The following is a 21044-nucleotide window of genomic DNA, read 5'->3' on the forward strand; positions in this document are numbered from 1 at the left end:
CCGCGCGGTAGACATGGAGACCATGGAGCACGCGCGAGACGACGTCCCGGACCCGGACCGGGCCATGCCCAGGCCCGGTCGCCCCCGGGCCTGGGCTGGACTGTGGTACCCGGGCCGTGCGCGGCGGCGGGAGGAAGGTGGTCCGTGAACGTCGTGTTGAGCGAGGTGACGCCGCTCGCCCTGGCCATCGCGCTGTCGCCGCTGCCGATCGTTCCGGCGCTCTTCCTGCTGTTCACTCCTCGGCCCAGGGCGACGGGCGGAGCCTTCCTGGCCGGGTGGGCGGCCGGGATCCTCGTGGTGGCGTCGGTGTCCGCGGCCCTCGCGGCCGTCATCGAGACCCGCGAGGAGACGCCCACCTGGGCGTCCTGGACGAAGGCCGGCCTCGGCGTGGTCCTCGTCCTGCTCGCCGGGCGGCAGTGGCGCTCCCGCTCCAAGACGGGGCCCCCGGCCTGGATGCGGAGCCTCACGGATGCCACGCCGGCCAAGGCCCTGCGGCTGGGCCTCCTGCTGTCGGCAGCCAACCCGAAGAACATCCTGCTGTCCGCGGCGGCGGGGCTGACCATCGGCTCCGCCGAACTGGGTCCGTCCCGTGGCGTCGCCGCCGTGGCGGTGTTCACCGCGATCGCCGTTTCCACCGTCGGGCTTCCCCTGCTGCTCCACATCGCGGCGGGGGAGCGGGTCCTCACTCCGCTGGGCAGGGCCAGGACGTGGTTGGAGACCCACAACAGCGCCGTCACCGCCCTGGTCCTGGCCGTGATCGGCGTGCTCCTCGTCGTCGAGGGTGTCACCGGACTGTGACCGGTACGAGGACCTCCTCCTCGGCGGTCCCTCTCGGACCGTACGGCCCGGCCCTCCCGGCCGTCGCACGATGCGGCAGGAGGGCCGAGGCCGTGAGCGCGCGAGGCTAGAAGAACGTGGGCCGGCGCGGGACGTAGGGCTCTTCGAGAGAGTCGGTCTCCTCGGCGGTGAGCGTCAGGTCGAGCGCGGCGACGGCGTCGGCGAGGTGGTGCGGCTTGGTCGCGCCCACGATCGGGGCGGAGACGACCGGGTTCTTCAACACCCAGGCCATCGCGACCTGTGCCATCGACACACCGCGGGCCAGGGCGATGCGCTGGACAGCCTCGACGACGGCCCGGTCGCTGTCCAGGAAGATCGGCCGGTCCTGCTGATCGACTGTCCGGTTGAGCTCCGCACGTGGCGTGGAGCGTTCGCCCCAGGGCCGGGTGACCAGCCCCCCGCCCAGGGGGCTCCACGGAATGCTTCCCACGCCCTGGTCGGCGAGCAGGCCGAACATCTCGCGCTCCTCCTCGCGGTGGATCAGGCTGTACTGGTCCTGCATGGAGACGAACCGGGTCCACCCGTGGGCCTGCGCGGCATGCTGCATCTTGGCGAACTGCCAGGCCCACATCGACGAGGCACCGATGTAGCGGGCCTTGCCCGCCTTGACCACATCGTGCAGCGCCTCCATCGTCTCCTCGACCGGCGTCTGCGGGTCGAAGCGGTGGATCTGGTAGACGTCGACGTAGTCGGTGTCCAGGCGCCGCAGCGAGGCGTCGATCTGTTCCATGACGGCCTTGCGGGACAGCCCCGACCCGCCCGGTCCCTGGTGCATCGGCGCCCACAGCTTGGTGGCCACGACGATGTCCTCACGCCGGGTGTACTTGCGCAGCGCCCGCCCGACGACCTCCTCCGAGGTGCCCAGACCGTAGATGTTCGCGGTGTCCCAGAACGTGATGCCGAGTTCGACGGCCTGGCGGAAGACCGGCTCGGCCGCGTCGTCGTCGAGCGCCCAGGTCGTCCTCCTGGCCGGGTCGCCGAAGCTCATGCAGCCCAGGGCGATCCGGCTGATCCTGAGCCCCGACGTTCCCAAACGCGTGTACTCCATGGCGTACTCCTCTTCCCCGGTGACGTGGACGTGTGCACCTGCTCCGAAAGGCTGCTGCCCTCACTCCCCCCACCGTGAACTCACCCTCGGCTACGAGGCCCTGGAACTCGCCGCGACACCGGACTGACCCTCATGGCCTACGGCGCCGAACCCGCCACACCCGCGTGCGACGCCCTGAACCTGCTGGCCGGCTGGGCCGCGACGATGGATCGGGACCATGATCTCCGGCTCGGAAGCTCATCCCTCTCCCATCCCGCGGCCCGGCACCTCCGCCTGACCTCGCGCTCTCATCGCGCGTCCTCCCCGGCGACTGGTCAAGGGCGATCGTCGGCATTCATGGGGCCTGCTCTGTCGTCGGAGGGCCGGAGCGGCCGGCGGCCCTCGCGAGCGGTCAGGTGTCCGGGACGACGGCGACCGGGCAGCGGACGTGGTGGATCGCGGCGTGCGCCACCGGGCCGAGGTGGGCGCCGAGAGGCATCCGCCGGACGTGGCGGCCGAGGACGACCAGCCGGGCCGCTTCCGACGCTTCCACCAGGACGATGGCGGCGTTGCCCCGGACGAGCTCGGACGTCACGGTCACCTGGGGGTAGCGGGCGAGCCAGAGGGCCAGGACGTCGGCGAACCGCTTCCGCTCGGAGGCGGACAGCTCCTTCTCCAGCCCTCCGATGGCGTCGAACGCCATGTACTCGCTGCCGGCCGGCGGCGCCCAGACGTGGACGATCCGCAGGGGTGCCGAGCGGTGGGCGGCCGCCTCGAAGGCGAACGCGAGGACGTCGTCCGGCGGATGCGCGAGGTCGACGCCCACCAGGACGGGGTCGGTGGCGGCGCCCCGCTCGCCCTCACCGGCCCGGACCAGCACCACCGGGCAGGTGGCCCGGCGCAGCACCTCCTGGCTCACCGAGCCGACCAGGAAGCCGCGCACGGGCCCCAGCCCCCGGGAGCCGAGCACGAGGACCGCGGAGGTCCGGCCGGCGGTCTCCAGCGCCTTGGCCGGGTCGTCGGGGACCTGGCGGGAGGAGACCTGGAGGCCGGCGTGCGTGGCGCGCAGCTCCGCCTCGCGGGCGGCCAGGGCGTCCTGGCTGCGGTTGTACACCTCGCTGGTGCCGACCGAGTCCCGCTTGGGCCAGGGCCAGGCCTGGAGGAGTTCGAGGGCGAGCCCGCGGCGCAGCGCCTCCCGGGCGGCCCACGCGGTGGCGGCGAGGCTCTCCGGCGAGCCGTCGAAGCCCGCGACGACGGGACCGTTCACGGTGACGGGACCGTTCACGGCGACCTCCCAGGGGTCGGGTCCGGGCCGGTCGGGCCCGCAGCGAGTCGAGGGCGGCGGCGACCGTTTCGACCGCCCGCCGGAAGGGGCGGTCGAAACGGACGCCGCGACCGTGGTCCATGCCGCGTCCCGCAGGTCGTACGTGGCCCGGGCACCCCGGCCAGTATCGGCGGGAGCCGCTGCCGGCGCCTCCCGGCGCAGGGCCGCGCCCCGGGCGGTCCGGCCCCGGCTCGGCGGATCGGCCGGGGGAACGTGGGTGGTCAGAGCACCGGTCAGGCGCGCGGGGCGGTGTGCAGGACGGCGAACAGGCCCCGTGCGCGCGTGCCGTCGGGCAGCTGCCAGCGGCCGCCGAGGTGGCCGGCCGTCTCCGGGGCCGGGAGGGCCGCGTCGTCCGCGGCGGGGTGCAGCACCCGGTGCAGGCGCAGGGTCGCGCCCCGGGGTGCCGACAGCTCGGTGCCCTCCTGGTCGTCGGCGGCGGCGGTGGGGCTCAGGGGGGTGTCGCCGCGGTAGGAGCGGGTGACCTCCAGGTCGGGGGTGTCGCTGATGTTCTGGTCCTGGGCTTGGACCCGGCCCTCGATCAGGGCCGACAACTGGGCGACCAGCACCGGGTCGTGGCAGCCGTCGTAGGCCCAGCGCCGCCCCAGCTCGCCGTGCTCCATGGTGCCGACGAGCGCGTGCTCCGCCCCGTCGAGCGGGGCGCCGCGGTAGGTGAGCGGGACGAAGTAGGTGGCGGGGGCGGGGCCCGAGGTGTCGGTGACCACCATGAACTCGATCCCGACCTCGCCCTGGGGGTCGTCCAGCCGGAAGCCGCCGGCCTTGGCCAGGTCCGGGGCGCCCGCGCCGCCGCGGTACCAGGGGCGGGAGGGGAGCCAGGAGGCGAGCAGCTCCAGCTTGCTCGGCTGGAGGGTGGTCTGGTGGATGACGGACATGCCGGGGGTCTCCTCCGTTGTGCGAATGCGATGGTCATACCCTCCCACCCGTGCGGGGCTGACGGGCGGGCAGGTTCTGCCTCGACGCTCGTTGCCGTTCCGGCCCGGTCCTGGTCCTGGTCCTGGTCCTGGCCCTGCTCCTGGCCCAACTCGCCTCCCCGTCCTCCGTCGTCCACCGGCGGGCCTCCCGCCCGGCACCCGCGCGGCCGTCGGGCGGTAGGGCGTACCGGCACCAACTCGCCAGTCTGGCTGGAAAGATGGTTCCGGGTCGGCCGAACTTGCGATCTTTCGGACAAGCAGGCGATCAAGGTCTTGATCTGCTGAGGGGTCACCCTTAGATTGCAGTGCAATGTCACACTGAACCGACCGACACGGCGTGCCTGGGGGACCGGTGCCGGACACTGCACAGCAAGTACCGCACCAGAGCGCCGACAAGCTGCCCCGGGTGTTCTACCGGCTGGCACTGGGCGACGCCCTGTCCACGTACGGGAGCCAGCTCGACCTGGTGGCGCTCAGCCTGTTCGCCTACGAGGCGGCCGGGAACGCGCTCGGCACGGCCGGGTACCTGATCATCCGACTGGCCGGCGGCCTCGTCGGCGGCCTGGTCTCCGGGCGGCTGGTGGCCCGGACCGACCGGCGGCGGCTGATGACGGGCTGCGCGCTGGCCCAGGCGCTGGCCCTGGTCGTGGTGGCCCTCGCGCCCGTCCCGGCACGCATCCCGGTGCTCTACTCGCTCGCGCTGGTCTTCGGCGGCGCGGCCGCGGTGTGCGCCGTCGCGCTGCGGACCAGCATCCCGGAGATGGTCGGCTCCGAACGCAGGGCCCGTGCCAACAGCCTGATGGCCAGCTGCCGTTCGGCCGCCATGGTGCTCGGCTTCGCCTCCGCCGGCGTGGTGGTGGCCTGGGCCGGGTTCCGCGCGGCGCTGCTCATCGACGCGTCCAGCTTCCTGGTGTTCGCGGCGGTGGTGCTCCGGCTGCCGCTGCGCACCCGGGCCGAGCCCGCCGAGCAGCCCGCCGCAGAACCGGCTGATCCCGCCGGTCCCGCCGCGGGGGCGAAGTGGCGCGGGAGCCGGTGGCAGGCGCTGATCGTCCTGCGGGCCGCCCCGGTGGTCGGCGCGATGGCGGCGATCCGGCTGCTGGACGCCTTCGGCTCGGCCGCGCACAACATCAGCCTGCCGGTCTTCGCCAACCAGCACTCTCCCGGCAACCCGGCCGCGCTGCTGGGCATGTTCTGGGCCACCTGGGCGGTCGGCAACCTCGGCGCCCAGCAACTGGTCTCCCGGCTCCTGCTGCGCCGGGGCATCGAGCCGGGCGAGCGCGCCTTCGCCCTGGGCACCTGTCTGATGTCCGGCTGTTTCATCCTGGTCTTCACCGGACTGCCGACCCCGCTGTTCCTGCTGGCGGCGGTCGGTGCCGGGCTCGGCGACGGCTTCACCGAGATCTCGTACACCACCCGGATCCAGGCCCTCGCCGACGAACGGCGCGGCCAGGCCTTCGGGTTGCTGACCTCCGCCGAGAACGTCGGCATGGGCACCGGGATGCTGCTGAGCGGATCGCTGCTGGCGCTGCTCAGCCCGCTGACCGTGGTCGGCGTCTCGCACGCCGTCCCGATCGTGCTGGCGCTCGGCTTCCTGGTCGTGGTCGCCCGGTCCCGCAAACGCTGAACCCTCCACCCCGCCGCAGTCACCCCACCGCACCCCACCTCAAGCACCGCGCCACCGGATCCGCCGGCGCCACCGCGCCGCAGGCACCAGCCCGATCCGCTCACCCGCCGTACCCCGGGGCGGTCCGTACCCGCGCGCCCCGGCACCGATCCGAAAGGTGCCGTACCTGATGAGCTCCACCGGTCCCGACCGCGCCCGGCTGCGTGCCCTGGAGGCCCGGCTGCTGCTGCGTCCCGAGGTCGCCGACTGCGCGCTGCTGCCGGTCGAGCGCGCCGACGGCCGCCGCGGGCTGCTGGCCTACCTGGTGCCCGCCGCCGACACCGACACCGCCGCGTTGCGCCGCCGGGCCGCCGCTGCCCTGCTGGACGCCGACCCGAGCGCCGAGGTGCACCTCCTGGACGGCATCGTCCGCACCCCGCAGGGTGAGCCCGACCGCGCCGCACTGGCGGCTGCCGCCGCCCGGCCACCCGCCGAGCCCGGACCCGCCCTGCGCCACCTGCGCGAACTCACCGCGCACTGGCGGCCGTTCGGCGACACCGGGACGACGACGGGCCCCGCCCCGGACGGCCCGACGGCCGCCCCCGAGGGCGCCGGGGCCGAGGCGGTCGGCGCCCCGCTGCCCGACCCGGCGCCGGACGCGCCCCGGACGCTGCCCGAGGCGCTGCTGCGCGCCGCCGAGCGGCACCCCGGGCGCGGCCTGCACCTGGTCCGGGCCGACGGCGGGGCGACCCGGCTGACCTACCGCCGACTGCTGGAGCAGGCCCGGGAGACCCTCGCCCTGCTGACCTCCGCCGGGCTGCGGGCGGGCGACCGGGTGATCCTCCAAGTCCCCGACCCGGAACGCTACTTCCCCACCCTGTGGGCCTGCCTGCTGGGCGGGGTGCAGCCGGTCACGGTGGCCCGCCCGCCGGCCTACGACGAGCGCAACCCCGTGCTGGAGAAGCTCTGGCACGCCTGGCAGACCCTGGAGGAGCCGCCGGTACTCGCCTGCGGCCCGGCCGTGGCGGGCCTGGCGCGGCTCGGGGAGCTCTACCCGGCGCCCGGGCTGCGGGTCATCGCGGTCGACCACCGGCCCGCCGATACCGATACCGGTGCCGCCACTGTCACCGGTGCCGCCACCGTCACCGGCGCCGCGCTCGACACCATCGGCGTGCCAGGCGCCGAGCACGCCCCGGACCCCGGCGACGTCGCGATCCTCCAGCTGTCCTCCGGCAGCACCGGCCGGTCCAAGGCGGTGCAGATCACCCACCGCGGCATCCTGGAGTACGTGGCCGGCGCCGCCTCCCAGGGCAGCTCGCCCGAGGACGTCACCGTCAACTGGCTGCCGCTGGACCACGTCGCCGGGCTGCTGATGTTCCACCTGCGGGACGTTGCGCTGGCCGCCGACCAGGTGCAGGTGCCCACCGAACTGGTGCTCGCCGACCCGCTGGTCTGGCTGGACACGCTGGAGCGCTACCGGGGCGCCCACTCCTGGTCGCCCAACTTCGGCTTCCGGCTGGTCGCCGAGGCGGTCCGGGCCGCCGGCCCCGGCCGGCACTGGGACCTCTCCGCGCTCAAGTCGCTGATCAACGCCGGGGAGCAGTGCACCGAGGCGGTGCTGGACGAATTCCTCGCCGCCACCGGGCCGTTCGGCGTTCGCGCGGACCACGTCCTGCTCGGCTGGGGCATGGCCGAGACCTGCACCGTGATCACCTACAAGCGCTACCACGAGGACGGCGCGCGCCGTCTGGTGCGCACCGACTCGCTGACCGGCCGGCTGGAGCCCGCCGACCCGGCCTCGCGCGAGCGCGGCACCGGCTTCCTCAGCATGGGGCGTCCCGCGCCCGGCACCCGGATGCGGGTGGCGGGCGAGGACGGCCGGGCCCTGCCCGAGCACTGGGTCGGCCGGCTCCAGGTCAACTCCGGCCGGGTGACCCCCGGTTACCTGAACAACCCGGCCGCCGACCGGGAGTCCTTCGTCGGCGACGGCTGGTTCGACACCGGAGACCTGGCCTTCCTGGCCGACGGGGAGGTGGTGCTCACCGGCCGTCGCAAGGAGATCATCATCGTCAACGGGGTGCACTACTTCTGCCACGAGCTGGAGGACGTGGTCGCCTCGGTGGCGGGGGTGCACTCCGGGCACGTCGCCGCCTTCGGAGTCCCGGACGACCGCACCGGCACCGAGCAACTGGTGGTCGCCTACGTGCCGAACGACCAGGACGCCCCCGCGCCGCCCGTGGCCGCCGAGGTCCGGCGGCTGCTGGCCGCCCGCCGACAGCCCGCCCCCGCCCTGGTGCTGCCGGTGCCGCCGGCGGAGTTCCCGCGCACCACCAGCGGCAAGATCCAGCGCACCGCGCTGCGCCGACGGCTGCTCGACGGCGAACTCGACGAGCACATCGTGGCCCTGGACCTGGCGGAGGCCAACTCCCGGACCCTGCCGGACTGCGTGCGCCGACTCGCCTGGGAACCCCGTCCGGTGCCGCAGGCCCCGGCGGCCGGAACGGCCCCGGGCGACGGGGCTCCGGCGGGGCCGACCCTGCTGCTCGGCCCCGCCGGCCCCGGCACCCTCGCCGAGGCGCTGCGCGCCGCCCTGCCACAGGCCGTGGTGGTGGACCGGCCGCCGACCACCGACCCGGGGGAGTGGCTGCGGGCGCTCGGCGAGGAACGCCCCGCGCGGGTGGTGCACCTGTGGGGCGCGGGGCCCGAGGGCGCGCCGCGGCCCTCGGACGCCGCTGTGCGGGACGAAGCGCTGCTCGCCCTGCTGCGGGCCCTGGCCGGCCGGCCGCCGATCGGCGAGCTGGTCACCGTCAGCGCCGGGTTGCATGCCGTGCTGCCCGGTGAACTCCCCGACCCGAGTGCGGAGTTGACGGCGGCGCTGATCGCCGGAGCCCGGGCCGAGCAACTGGTGCCGGCCGCCCGGCACATCGACCTGCCGGCGGGCGCATCGGCCGCCGAGCAGGCCGCCGCGCTGCTCGCCCTGCTGGCCGAGGCCCGGCCGGAGCCGGAGTGCGCCTGGCGCGAGGGCCGCCCGTGGGTGCCCCGGCTGGGACCGGCCGGGACCGTGACCGGGACCGCCACCGACCCCGACGCCGGGATCGTGAGCGGGCCCGACGCCGGGAGCGCCACCGAGGGCTGCTCATTGCTCACCCCCGGCGCCCGCTACCTGGTCACCGGCGGCCTCGGCGGGATCGCCGCCGAGCTGCTGCCCGGCCTGCTCCGCGACCACGGCTCCCGGCTGCTCGTGATCGGCCGCACCGACCTGGAGGCGCCGACCGCCGAGGCGGCCGAGCGCCGCGCCGCGCTGCACCGGCTGTCCTCCTACGGCGGCCGGGTCGACTACCGCCGCGCCGACGTGACGGACCCCGAGCAGCTGGCGGCGGTGGTCGCCGAGGCCGAACGGGACTGGCAGGCGCCGCTGGACGGCGTGCTCCACCTCGCCGGCAGCTACCGGCTCGCGCTGCTCGCCGACACCGGCCCCGACGACTGGCGCGAGGCGGTGCGCGCCAAGACGACCGGCACGGACCACCTCGTCGAGCTGGTCCGGAAGCGGCCCGGCGCCCAGTTCGTCGGCTTCTCCTCGATGGTCGGCTTCCAGGAGGCCGTCGGCTCCACGGCGTACGCCGCCGCCAACCGCTACCTGGAGAGCGCCGTGGAACGGCTGCACCGGGAGACCGGGGCCCCGGCCTGGACGGTCTCCTGGGGCCTGTGGAGCGGGGTCGGCATGAACCGCGCCACCGACCACGAGCAGGCCGCCGCCGACCGGGGCATCGCCGTGCTGAGTGCCGCGCACGGCCGCCGACTGGCCTCGCTGCTGCTGGCCGCCGCCCCGGGCCGCTGGTACGCCGGGCCCGACCCGAGCGCTCCGGCCGCGCGCCGCCGCCTGCTGGCCACCGCACCGCGACCGGTCCGCGAAGCGCCCGCCGCGCGGCCGACCGACGAGCGGCCGACCGACGAGCGGCCGACCGCCGAGCGGGCCCCGCAGCGGGCCACCGAGCCGCCCGCAGCCGTGCCGTCCGCCGCCACCGGGCCCGCCGGCCCCGTCCACCCCGCCACCCCTGCCGCCGCCGAGTTGCGCCGGGCCGTCCTGGACGCCTTCGAGGCCGTCCTCGACACCCCGCTCGACCCGGGCCGCCCGCTCGCCGAACTCGGCATCGGATCACTCCAGTTGATGCGGGTGCACGGCGCGCTCGGCGCCGTCCTGCCGACGCCCCCGGCGCCCACCGAGCTGTTCCGGCACCCCACCGTGGACGCCCTGATCGCGCACCTGGCCGAAGCGCCCACCGCGTCCACCGCCGCCACGACCACCGCCGCCGCGCCCGGCGCCGCCCGGGACGGCGGCCCGGACGGCGGCGACCGCCGGGTGGCCATCGTCGGCCTGGCCCTGCGCTTCCCCGGCGCCGACACCCCCGAGCAGTACTGGCGCAACATCGTCGACGGCGTCCGCAGCACCACCCGCTTCACCGAGGACGAACTGGCGGCGGCCGGCCTGCGCCCGGCGGAGTACCGCCACCCCGACTTCGTCCCGGTGACCGGCGCGCTGCCCGACACCGACCGCTTCGACGCCGAGGCCTTCGGCATCAGCGGCACCGAGGCGGCGCTGATGGACCCCCAGCAGCGCCTGCTGCTGGAGATCTGCCGCCAGGCCCTGGAGGACGGCGGCTACGACGCCCCCGACCCGCGCCGCCGGGTCGGGGTCTTCGCCGGCACCGGGATGACCCTGTACGCGCTGCGCAACTACTACCAGCACACCCTGGCCGCCACCGCCGACCCGGCCGAGCCGGTGGCCGCGCTCCAGACCGCGATCGGCAACCAGGCCGACTTCGCCGCCACCAGGGTCGCCTACCGGCTGGGCCTGACCGGGCCGGCGATCGGCGTGCAGACGGCCTGCTCGACCTCGCTGGTCGCGGTGCACCTGGCGGTGCAGTCGCTGCTGGCGGGCGACTGCGACCTGGCGCTGGCCGGGGCCGCCGCCCTGCACATCCCGCAGGCCGCCGGATACCGCTACGAGGAGGGGTCGATCCTCTCCCCGGACGGCGCCTGCCGGGCCTTCGACGCGGCGGCCGGCGGCACGGTCGGCGGCAACGGCGTCGCGGCCGTCCTGCTCAAGCGCCTGGACCGGGCGCTGGCGGACGGCGACACCGTGCACGGCGTGATCCTCGCCTCGGCCGTCAACAACGACGGCGGGCTCAAGGTCGGCTACACCGCGCCCAGCGTGGACGGGCAGGCCGCCGTGGTCGGCCGGGCCCTGGACCTGGCCGGGGTGCCGGCCGAGAGCGTCGGCTACATCGAGGCGCACGGCACCGGCACCCCGCTCGGCGACCCGATCGAGTTCCGGGCGCTGTCCCACGCGTTCCGCGCCCGCACCGAGGCCGCCGACTTCTGCTCGCTCGGCTCGGTGAAGCCCAACATCGGCCACCTGGACACCTGCGCGGGAATGGCGGGGCTGATCAAGGCCCTGCTGGTGCTGCGGCACGGCACGATCCCGCCGCTGGTCAACTTCAGCCGCCCCAACCCCGCGCTGGAGCTCGCGGGAAGCCCGTTCCGGCTCTCCGCCGAGCGCCGGGACTGGCCGGCCGGCCCCACCCCGCGCCGGGCCGGGGTCAGCGCGCTGGGCGTCGGCGGTACCAACGCCCACCTGGTGCTGGAGGAGGCGCCGGCCGCGCCCGGCATCGCCGACCCGCGCCCCGCCCCGACCGTGCTGCCGCTGTCCGCCCGCACCGAGCAGGGCCTGACCGCCCTGGCCGGCCTGCTCCGCGACCGGCTGGCCACCGGGCCCGCCCCTGCCCCCGGCGACCTGCCGCTCACCCTCGGCGGCGGCCGTCGCGCGCTGCGCCACCGCCTCGCCGTCACCGGCGCCGACCCCGACGAGCTGCGCCGGGGCCTGGAGGCCCACCTCGCGGGCCGCACCTCCGGCGCCGCACCCGCTGCGGGCCGTACCTCCGGCGCCGCACCCGCTGCGGGCCGTACCTCCGGCGCCGCACCCGCTGCGGGCCGTACCTCCGGCGCCGTACCCGTCCACCGCGAGGCCCGGCGCGGCGACGTGCAGCCGGTGCTGCTCTTCACCGGCCAGGGCGCCCAGTACCGGGGCATGGCCGCCGAACTCCACCGCGCCTTCCCGGTCTTCCGGGCCGTGCTGGACGAGTGCGACCGGCTGCACCGCGACGCCTGGGGCGAGCCGCTGCTGCCGCTGCTGCTCGACGCCGTGCCCGAGGGCGCCGACGACGCCTGGACCACCGAGGCGGCGCAGCCCGCGCTGTTCGCCCTGCAGGCGGCCTACCTGCGGCTCTGGCAGGAGCTCGGGCTCCGTCCGGCCGCGGTCGCCGGGCACAGCGCCGGCGAGTACGCGGCCTTCCACGCGGCGGGCGCGCTCGACCTCGCCGACGGGATGTTCCTCACCGCGTTGCGCGGGCGGCTGATGCACCGGGCGACCGAGCCCGGCGCCATGACGGCGGTGATGGCCGGCCCGCAGCGGCTCGCCGCACTCGGTGACTGGCTGCCCGGGGTGGAGCTGGCCGTGGTCAACGGCGCCGGCCAGTGCGTGCTGGCCGGCGCGCCGCGCGAGATCGCGGCAGCCGAGGCCGTGCTGGCCGCCGACGGCGTGACCACCGAACGGCTCGCCACCGACCGGGCCTTCCACTCCCGCCTGCTCGACCCGGTGCTCGACCCGTTCCGCGAGCAGCTCGCCCGGCTGCGCCTGCGGCCGTTGACCGTACCGCTGGTGAGCAACCTGGGCGGCGAGGTGCTGGCTCCCGGCACCGTGCCCACGCCCGACTACTTCGTCCGGCAGACCCGGGAGACCGCGCGCTTCGACCTGGTCCTGGCCGCCCTGGACGGGCAGGGCCACGAGCTCTTCCTTGAGCTCGGCCCGCACCCGACGCTCACCGGCATGGGCCGCCGGGAGCTGCCGCACCGCCACTTCGTGGCCGGCGCCCGGCGCGGCGCACCGCCGGAGCGGCAGTTCGGCGTCGCGGCCGCCGCGTTGTGGTCCCACGGCGTCCCGCTCGACTGGGCACGCTTCGCCGCCGCCCGCGACTGGCCGGACGGCCCGGCCCGCCGCGTTCCCCTGCCGACCACCGTCTTCCAGCGCCGCCGCCACTGGTTCACCGCCCCCGACCGGCCGACCACCGAGGACTCCGCCATGCACCAGGCACCGCCGCCCCAGCAGCCCGTTCCGCCGTCGTCCATACCCGAGGCCGTATCGACGCCCGGCCCGGTGCCCGTCGTATCGGCACCCGCCGCAGTGGCGCCCGCAGCGAGCCCCGAGCAACTGGCCGAGGAGGCCGTGCTGCGCCAGGTGCTGGAGCAGACGGCCCGCCAGCTCGGCCACGACGAGGGGTCGGTCGGAGCCGACGAGCCCTTCTTCGACCTCGGCGCCGACTCGCTCTCGATGATCAACATGATCCGGGACCTGGAGCGGACCTTCCGGGTACGGGTCTCGATGCGCGAACTGTTCGAGGCGGCGGACACCCCGGCCCGGCTGGCCGGGCTGATCGCCGGCCGGCTGGAGCCCGCCGTCCGGGACGCGCTGCTACCGGCCGCCGCGCCCGAGCCGGCGGCGGCTCCGGCACCGGTCCCTGCCTCCGTCCCTGCCTCGGCCCCGGAAGCGGCTCCGATACCGGCTCCGGCACCCCCGCCCCAGGTGGTCGCGGCAGCCGCCGTCCCCGCTCCGCCCGTCCACCTCGCCCCGCCCGTCCCGTCCGCGCCCGCGTCACCGCCCGCGCTCGCCCCGGTGGCCGACGGCGCCGGTCTGATCGAGCGCCAGCTCGACCTGCTCGGCCAGTTCTCCGACCTGATGCGCGACCAGCTCGGCCTGCTGGCCGGGACCGGGGCGGCGCCGCCCGCGCTCCCCGGGGCTGCCGCCCCCGTCGCCCTGCCGCCGGCCGTCGCCCAGGTCGCCGCCGTCACCCCGGCCGCCGCTGCCCCCGCCGTCACCTCCTCCGCCGCCGCACCCGCACCCGCGTCGGCCACCCCGCCCACCCCGCAGGTGCACGGCCCCCGGGTGACCGTCTCCCGGGAGTCCGGCATGGCCTCCGGCGGCCTGACCGACCAGCAGCGCGCCCACGTGGACGAGCTGGTCGCCCGCTTCACCGCCCGGACCGCCGCCTCCAAGGCGGTCACCCGCCGCCACCGGCGCACCCTCGCGGACAGCCGCGCCGTGGTCGGCTTCCGCTCCGCGACCAAGGAGATGCTCTACCCGCTCGCCGCCCGCCGGGCCCGGGGCTCCCGCCTGGAGGACCTCGACGGCAACACGTACGTCGACATCACCATGGGCTTCGGCGTCCTGCTGTTCGGCCACGACCCGGAGTTCGTCTCCGACGCCGTCCGCGAGCACCTGGCCGGCGGGCTGCGGCTGGGCCCGCGCGGCCCGGAGACCGGCGAGGCCGCCGAACTGCTGGCGGAGCTGACCGGCACCGAGCGGGTCGCGTTCGCCAACTCCGGCACCGAGGCGAACGCCGGGGCGATCCGGCTGGCCCGCGCGTACACCGGCCGGGACAAGATCGTCATGTTCGAGGGCTCCTACCACGGCCACTTCGACCACACCCTGGGCCGGACCGTGGGCCGCGGCGCCGACCGGGAGACCGTCCCGGTGTCGATCGGCATCCCCGGCAGCGCGGTCGCCGACCTCGTGGTGCTGCGGTACGGCGATCCGGAGAGCCTCCAGGTGATCGAGGAACTCGGCGACCGGATCGCCGCCGTGCTGGTCGAACCCGTCCAGAGCCGCCACCCGGGGCGCCAGCCGGTCGAGTTCGTCCGCGCGCTGCGCGAACTGACCGCCCGCCGCGGCATCGTGCTGGTCTTCGACCAGATGCTCACCGGCTTCCGGCCGCACCTGCGCGGCGCCGAGGGCTTCTGGGGCGTGACCCCGGACGTCTCCACCTACGGCAAGGTGCTCGGCGGCGGCTACCCGATCGGCGCGATCGCCGGGCGCGCCGACATCCTGGACGGGATCGACGGCGGCCACTGGGACTACGGGGACGACAGCTACCCGCCCAGGGACACCACCTTCTTCGGCGGCACCTACATCCAGCACCCGCTGGCGATGACCGCGGCGGGCGCCGTGCTGCGCCACCTCAAGGCGTCCGGCCCCGGCCTGCAGGAGCGGCTGAACGCCCGCACCGACGAGCTGGCCGCGACCCTCAACGGGTTCTTCGAGGAGGAGGAGTTCCCGCTGCGGCTGGCCCACTTCGGCTCGCTGTTCCGGTTCGAGCCGCGGGCCGACATGGAACTGCTCTTCCCGCAGCTGCTGACCCGCGGGGTCTACGTGTGGGAGTGGCGCAACTTCTTCCTCTCCACCGCCCACACCGACGGCGACCTGGAGTTCGTGGTCGACGCGGTCCGCGACTCGCTGCGCGACCTGCGGCGCGGCGGCTTCTTCCCGGCCTCGCCCGGGGTACGGCTCCCGGCCCCGCGCCCGGCGGCCGCACTCCCGGAGCCCGCGGCGGACGACCGTACGAGCACCGGCACCACCGGCACCACCGGCGCCGGCCACACCGAGCCCGCCGGGACGCCGTACCACCCGGTCAGCGACCCGCAGCGCCCGGTCGACTTCAGCCTCTACTTCTTCGGCGACTACCCCCTGGACTCCCCGGAGGACGAGAAGTACCGCATCGTCCTGGAGAGCGCCCGCTTCGCCGACCGGCACGACTTCCACGCCGTCTGGCTGCCGGAGCGCCACTTCCACTCCTTCGGCGGGATCTTCCCCAACCCCTCGGTCCTGGCCGCCGCACTGGCCCGGGAGACCACCCGGATCCGGCTCAACGCGGGCTGCGCGGTCCTGCCGCTGCACCACCCCGTCCGGGTGGCCGAGGAGTGGTCGGTGGTCGACAACCTGTCCGGCGGCCGGGTCGGCCTGGGCTGCGCCAGCGGCTGGCACCCCAACGACTTCCTGTTCTTCCCCGAGAACTACGGCGGCCACAAGGAGCTGATGCACCAGCAGATCGACACCGTCCGGGCGCTGTGGCGCGGCGAGCCCTACCGGGGCCGCAACGGCAAGGGGGAGCCGATCGAGGTGACCCTGCACCCGCGCCCGCTGCAGGAGCAGCCGCCCATGTTCACCGCGATCGTCGGCAACCCGGACAGCTTCCGCGAGGCCGCCCGGCACGACCTGGGCATCATCACCAACCTGATGACCCAGGACGTCGCCCAGCTCGCCGAGAACGTCGCGCTCTACCGGCGCACCCGGGCCGAGCACGGCCTCGACCCGGAGGCCGGCCGGGTGGTCGTGCTCGTCCACACCTACCTGGGCGCCGACCTCGCCACCGCCCGCGAGCAGGCGTACCGCCCGTTCTGCCGCTACCTGCGCTCCTCGCTCTCGCTGTTCGGGCAGATGGCCAACAGCCTCGGCCTGACCCTGGACTTCGAGAACACCCCGGAGGAGGACCTGGAGTTCGTGCTGGAGCGCGCCTACGAGCGGTACTGCGCCTCCCGCGCGCTGATCGGCACCCCGGAGAGCGTACGGTCCGTCCTGGCCGAGCTGCGGGCGGCCGGCGCGGACGAGATCGCCTGCTTCGTGGACTTCGGGCTCGCCCCCGACCTGGTGGCCTCCGGCCTGCCGCAGATCGATGCCCTGCGCCGCTCCGCCCAGCGCGGCGCCCCGCTGTCCTACGCGCAGCAGCGGATGTGGTTCCTGCACCGGATGCTGCCCGACACCGGGCAGTACAACGAGGTCAAGGCCATCGAGCTGGACGGCCCGCTCGACCCGGCCGCACTCGACACCGCGCTGCGCGCGCTGGTCGAACGGCACGTCGGGCTGCGCACCGCCTTCCGCGAGCAGGACGGCGAACCGTTCCAGCAGGTGCTCCCGGTGCCCGAGGGCCCGCTGCTGGAGCAGGTCGCGGCCGACGGGCCCGAGCACGAGGCGGTGGCCGCGCTGGTCGCCGCCGAGGGCACCCACCGCTTCGACCTGACCGAGGGCCCGCTGTTCCGGGCCCGGCTGCTGGAGACCGGGCCCGACCGGCAGGTCCTGGTGCTGTCGATGCACCACATCGTGATCGACACCCTGTCCACCGTGGTGATCACCCGGGAACTGGGCGAGCTGTACCGGGCCGCCCGGGAGCAGCGCCCCGCCCGGCTGCCGGTGCTCACCACCACCCCGGCCGCCGAAGCCGCCCGGGAGCGGGCCGCGGTGGCCGCCGGGGCATACGACGAGAGCCTCGCGTACTGGCGCAAGGTGCTCGGCGGCGACCTGCCGGTGCTGGCCCTGCCGACCGACCGGCCGCGCCCGGCGGTGCCGGACGGCCGGGGCCGCTCCCACGTCCGCCAACTTCCCGCCGAACTCTCCGACGGCCTACGGGACTTGGCCCGCAGCCGCCGCTCGACCCTGTTCATGGTGCTGCTCACCGCCTTCGCCGGGGTGCTGCAGCGCTACGGCGGCCAGGACGAGGTGGTGCTGGGCACCCCGGTGGCCAACCGGACCGAGGGCACCGAGGACCTGGTCGGCTTCTTCGTCAACTCGCTGGCGCTGCGGCTGGACCTGTCCGGGGAGCCGGACTTCGCCGAGGCGCTGGACCGGGTCCGCTCCAGCGCGCTGGACGCCTACGAGCACCAGCAGTTGCCCTTCGAGGTCCTGGTCCAGGAGCTCAACCCGCAGCGGGACACCAGCCGCAACCCGCTCTTCCAGGTCCTCGTCGAGTTCGAGAACCACGCCGTCTTCGAACTCGACCTGCCCGGGGTGACGGCCCGCCCGCTGGACCACGTGGTGGACCGCTCCGCCTTCGACCTGTCCCTCTTCCTCACCAACCTGCCGGACGGCATCCGCTGCCACGTCGAGTACGCCGAGGCCCTGTTCGACCGGGCCACGGTGGACCGGCTGTTCGACGCCTTCGAGCGGCTGCTCACCGCCGCCGTCGCCGACCCGGCCCGCCCGCTCGCCGAACTGACGGCCACCCCGGCCGACCCCGCCCTGGAGTGCGGACCCGAGGCGCAGCCGGCGCCCGCGCACCCGCTGGCGGCGGTGGCCGCCGTCGCAGCCGCCCGTCCGGACGCCCTCGCGGTGGTCGCCGCCGACGGCACCGGGACCGACTACCGGACGCTGCACGCCCGGGCCGGCGAGCTGGCGGGCCGGCTGCTGGCCGCCGGGGTGTGGGAGGGCAGCCGGGTGGGCGTGCTGCTGCCGCGCTCGGTGGACCAGGTGGCCGCGCTGCTGGCCGTGCTGCGCCTCGGCGCCGTCCACGTGCCGATCGACCCGCTGCAGGGCCCGGAGCGCTGCCGGCTGATCGCCGCGGACAGCGCACCGGCCGTGCTGCTCACCGCCTCGGACACGGACCTGATGGGCCTGTCCCTGCCGACGGTCCTGACGGACTCCGATGCCGAGGCCGATGCCGTCGTCGCCGCCGAACTGCCGCCGCTGCCCGCCCCCTCCGCGCAGGCCCCCGCGTACCTGCTGTACACCTCCGGCTCCACCGGCCGCCCCAAGGGCGTGCTGATGCACACCCTCGGCCTGTCCGCGCTGCTGGCCTGGAACGTCGCCGAGCACCCGGCCGCCCGCACGCTGCAGTACGCCTCCTGTGGGTTCGACGTCAGCGTCCAGGAGGTGCTGACCACGCTGGCCGGCGGCGGCACCCTGCTGCTGATCGAGGAGGAGACCCGCTACGACGTGACGGCGCTGGCCGCCGTGGTCCGCGCGACCCGGGCCGAGCGGCTGCACCTGCCGTACACCCCGCTGGCCGCGCTGGTCGACGCCCTCGGCGGTGAACCGGTGCCCCACCTGCGCGAACTGATCACGGGCGGCGAGCAGTTGCTGCTCACCCCCGGGCTGCGGGCCTTCCTCGCCCGCAACCCCGGCTGCCGGCTGATCAACCACTACGGCCCCACCGAGACCCACGCCGTCACGGCCGGCGAGGTCGCCCCGGACGGACCGGACCACGCGGCGATCGGCCGCCCGGTGCCGGGCACCCGCATCCTGCTGCTGGACGCCGCCGGGCGCCCCGTCCCGCCCGGGGCGGTCGGCGAGATCCACGCGCTCGGCGTCCAGGTCGGGCTCGGCTACCCCGGCCGGGAGCAGGAGAGCGCCGCCGTCTTCACCGACACCCCGGACGGCCGCCGCTACCGCACCGGCGACCTCGGCCGCTGGCGGCCCGACGGCACCCTGGAGTACCTCGGCCGCGCCGACCGCCAGGTCAAGGTGCGCGGCTACCGGATCGAGCCGGGCGAGGTCGAGACCGTGCTGCGGTCCGTCCCGGGCGTGCGCGGCGCGGCCGTGACGGCCCGCCGCACCGAGACGGGCACCACGCTGGCCGGGTACGTGCAGTGCGCCGCCGCCGAACTGCCCCGGGTCCGCGACCACCTGGCCGACCTGCTGCCCGAGCACATGGTGCCGGGGCTCTGGGCCGCGGTGGCGGCGCTGCCCTTCACCGCGCACGGCAAGCTGGACGCCGCCGCCCTGCCGGAGCCGCTGCCGCTGGGCGCGGGCCGGGCCGCCGTCGCCCCGGCCACCGAACTGGAACGCGCCGTGCAACGGCTGTGGGAGGAGGAACTCGGCCGCCCCGCAGGTGTGGAGACCTCCTTCTTCGACCTCGGCGGGCACTCGCTGGCCGCCACCCGCCTGCTGAACCGGGTCCGCGAGGCCACCGGGATCCGGACCGGCGTCCTGGACTTCTTCCGCCGCCCGACCATCCGCGCCATGGCCGCCCAGCAGCCGCAGACCGAGGACCGCCAGGCCCCGGCCTACGAGGAGGGCACGCTGTGACCCCTGTCGACGATGGCTGGCACCGGCTCGTCCGGCTGCTCGACGAGCGCGAGATCGTCCTGCGCACCACCGGCGACCGGCTCGGCTACCTCGCCCCGCCCGGCGCGCTCGACGAGGAGGCCACCGGGCTCGTCCGGGCCCACCGGGAACGGCTGCTGACCACCCTGACCGGCGCCGGCACGGCCCTCGCCGCCGCGCCCGCCGGGGTGGCACAGCGCCGGATGCACCGGGCGCACGACCGGGCGGCGGACCCGGCGGTGTGGAACATCACCCAGCGGATCGCCCTGCGCGGGCCGCTGGAGCCCGAGCGGCTGGCCGCCGCGCTGACGGCGCTGACCGGGCGCCACGAGAGCCTGCGCACCAGCTACCGGGACACCGACCTGGGCCTGCTCCAACAGGTGCTGCCGAACGCCCCGGTGCGGCTCCCGGTCGCCGACCTGCGCACGCTCACGCCCGGTGCGCGGGACGCGGCGCTCGCCGAGGCCACCCGGGCCGAGAGCGACCGCCCCTTCGACCTGGCCACGGCCCCGCTGCTGCGCGCCCGGCTGCTGCGGCCCGCCGATGACGCGTGGGTGCTGCTGCTGACGCTCCATCACATCGCGGTCGACGGATGGTCGTTGGCCACTCTGCTGGCCGATCTGGGCACGCTGTACCGCCCGGACGGGCGGCTGCCGGAGGACCCGGGCCGGATGACCGACCACGCCTGCTGGGAGCGGACCGTGGTCACCCGCGCCGCCGTCGCCGAGGCCGCCGACCACTGGGCCAAGACCCTGGACGGCGTCGCGTCGGCGGTGGACCTGCCCACCGCCCGCCCCCGCCCCGCACAGCGCTCCGGGCGGGGCGCCACGGCCGCCTTCCGCCTCCCCGCGGCACTGGCCGAGGCGGTGGGCCGCTACGCCGCCGCCCGCTCCACCACCGCTTCGGCCGTCCTGCTCGCCGCCTACGCGCGGCTGCTGGGCGAGCTGAGCGGCGCGGCGGAGACCCTGGTGGTGCTCTCCCACGCCAACCGCACCCGGCCGGCCGACGAAGGGGTCGTCGGCCTGCTCACCTTCGGCCTCCCGATCCGGCTGCCCACCCGCTCCCCGGGCGGGTTCGGGGCGTCGGTCGACACGGCCGCGACGGCGATCGCCACCGCCCTCGACCACGCCACCGTCCCCTTCGGCCTGCTGGTCGAACCGCTGCGCGAACGCGGTGTCCGGCTGCCGGACGCCTACCCGCAGGTCCTGCTCACCGTGCAGAGCACCCCGCCCGCCGTCCTCGACCTCCCCGGCCTGACCGCCGAGGTCGAGGACGTGCCGGGCCCCTCGGCCCGCTCCGACCTCCTGCTGCTCCTCACCCCGGACGCGGACGGCTACGAGGGCCTGGCCGAGTACGACGCCGACCTGTTCGACCCGGACACCGTGCGCTCCTGGCTCGACACCCTGGTGAACGACCTGGCCCGGCACCTGACGGACCGGCCGGGCTGACCGGGCGGACTGGCCGAGCGGACTGGCCGAGCGGACTGGCCGAGCGGCGGCTGACCCGGCCGAGAGGGCCTACGACCGGGTCAGCCGCCGCTCGGGCTCCTCGGCGTCGGCTTGCCGGGGGAGTGGAAGCACCCCGGGCAGTGCGATCGGAGACCAGAATTTTCCGTGGAA

Annotated in this window: 7 protein-coding genes; 4 read left to right on the plus strand and 3 right to left on the minus strand. The window is 75.8% G+C overall.

From position 1 onward, the window contains the following. Window positions 1–144: 144 nt before the first annotated feature. A complete protein-coding gene (locus ACIO9K_RS17515) occupies window positions 145–798 on the plus strand; it encodes a GAP family protein (RefSeq protein WP_400330702.1) in 654 nt (217 codons plus the stop codon). 106 nt (window positions 799–904) lie between these two features. Here ACIO9K_RS17515 and ACIO9K_RS17520 read toward each other — a convergent pair whose 3' ends face one another. The 3 genes from ACIO9K_RS17520 to ACIO9K_RS17530 form a co-directional block, all read right to left on the minus strand. Beyond that, window positions 905–1885, minus strand: coding sequence for an aldo/keto reductase (locus tag ACIO9K_RS17520; protein WP_363620754.1), 981 nt, complete (start codon window positions 1883–1885; stop codon window positions 905–907). Window positions 1886–2276: 391 nt separating this feature from the next. Next, window positions 2277–3149 (minus strand): universal stress protein, encoded by an 873-nt coding sequence (locus tag ACIO9K_RS17525; RefSeq protein ID WP_400330705.1) that lies wholly within the window; start codon window positions 3147–3149, stop codon window positions 2277–2279. A gap of 272 nt (window positions 3150–3421) precedes the next feature. After that, entirely contained in the window at window positions 3422–4078 is a 657-nt protein-coding gene (locus ACIO9K_RS17530) for a 1,4-alpha-glucan branching protein (RefSeq protein WP_400330708.1), read from the minus strand. 391 nt (window positions 4079–4469) lie between these two features. Here ACIO9K_RS17530 and ACIO9K_RS17535 point away from each other — a divergent pair, with 391 nt between their 5' ends. The 3 genes from ACIO9K_RS17535 (at window position 4470) to ACIO9K_RS17545 (ending at window position 20873) form a co-directional block, all read left to right on the plus strand. Then, window positions 4470–5741, plus strand: coding sequence for an MFS transporter (locus ACIO9K_RS17535; RefSeq protein ID WP_400330711.1), 1272 nt, complete (start codon window positions 4470–4472; stop codon window positions 5739–5741). 169 nt (window positions 5742–5910) lie between these two features. Next, window positions 5911–19407 carry a MupA/Atu3671 family FMN-dependent luciferase-like monooxygenase gene (locus tag ACIO9K_RS17540; protein WP_400330714.1) on the plus strand — a complete coding sequence of 4499 codons (13497 nt, stop codon included), beginning with the start codon at window positions 5911–5913 and terminating at the stop codon, window positions 19405–19407. Next, window positions 19404–20873, plus strand: coding sequence for a condensation domain-containing protein (locus ACIO9K_RS17545; RefSeq protein ID WP_363620746.1), 1470 nt, complete (start codon window positions 19404–19406; stop codon window positions 20871–20873). The genes ACIO9K_RS17540 and ACIO9K_RS17545 overlap by 4 nt, the downstream gene beginning before the upstream one ends. Window positions 20874–21044 lie beyond the last annotated feature (171 nt).

The sequence above is a fragment of the Kitasatospora sp. NPDC087271 genome (assembly GCF_044744605.1).
Taxonomy (GTDB): Bacteria; Actinomycetota; Actinomycetes; order Streptomycetales; family Streptomycetaceae; genus Kitasatospora.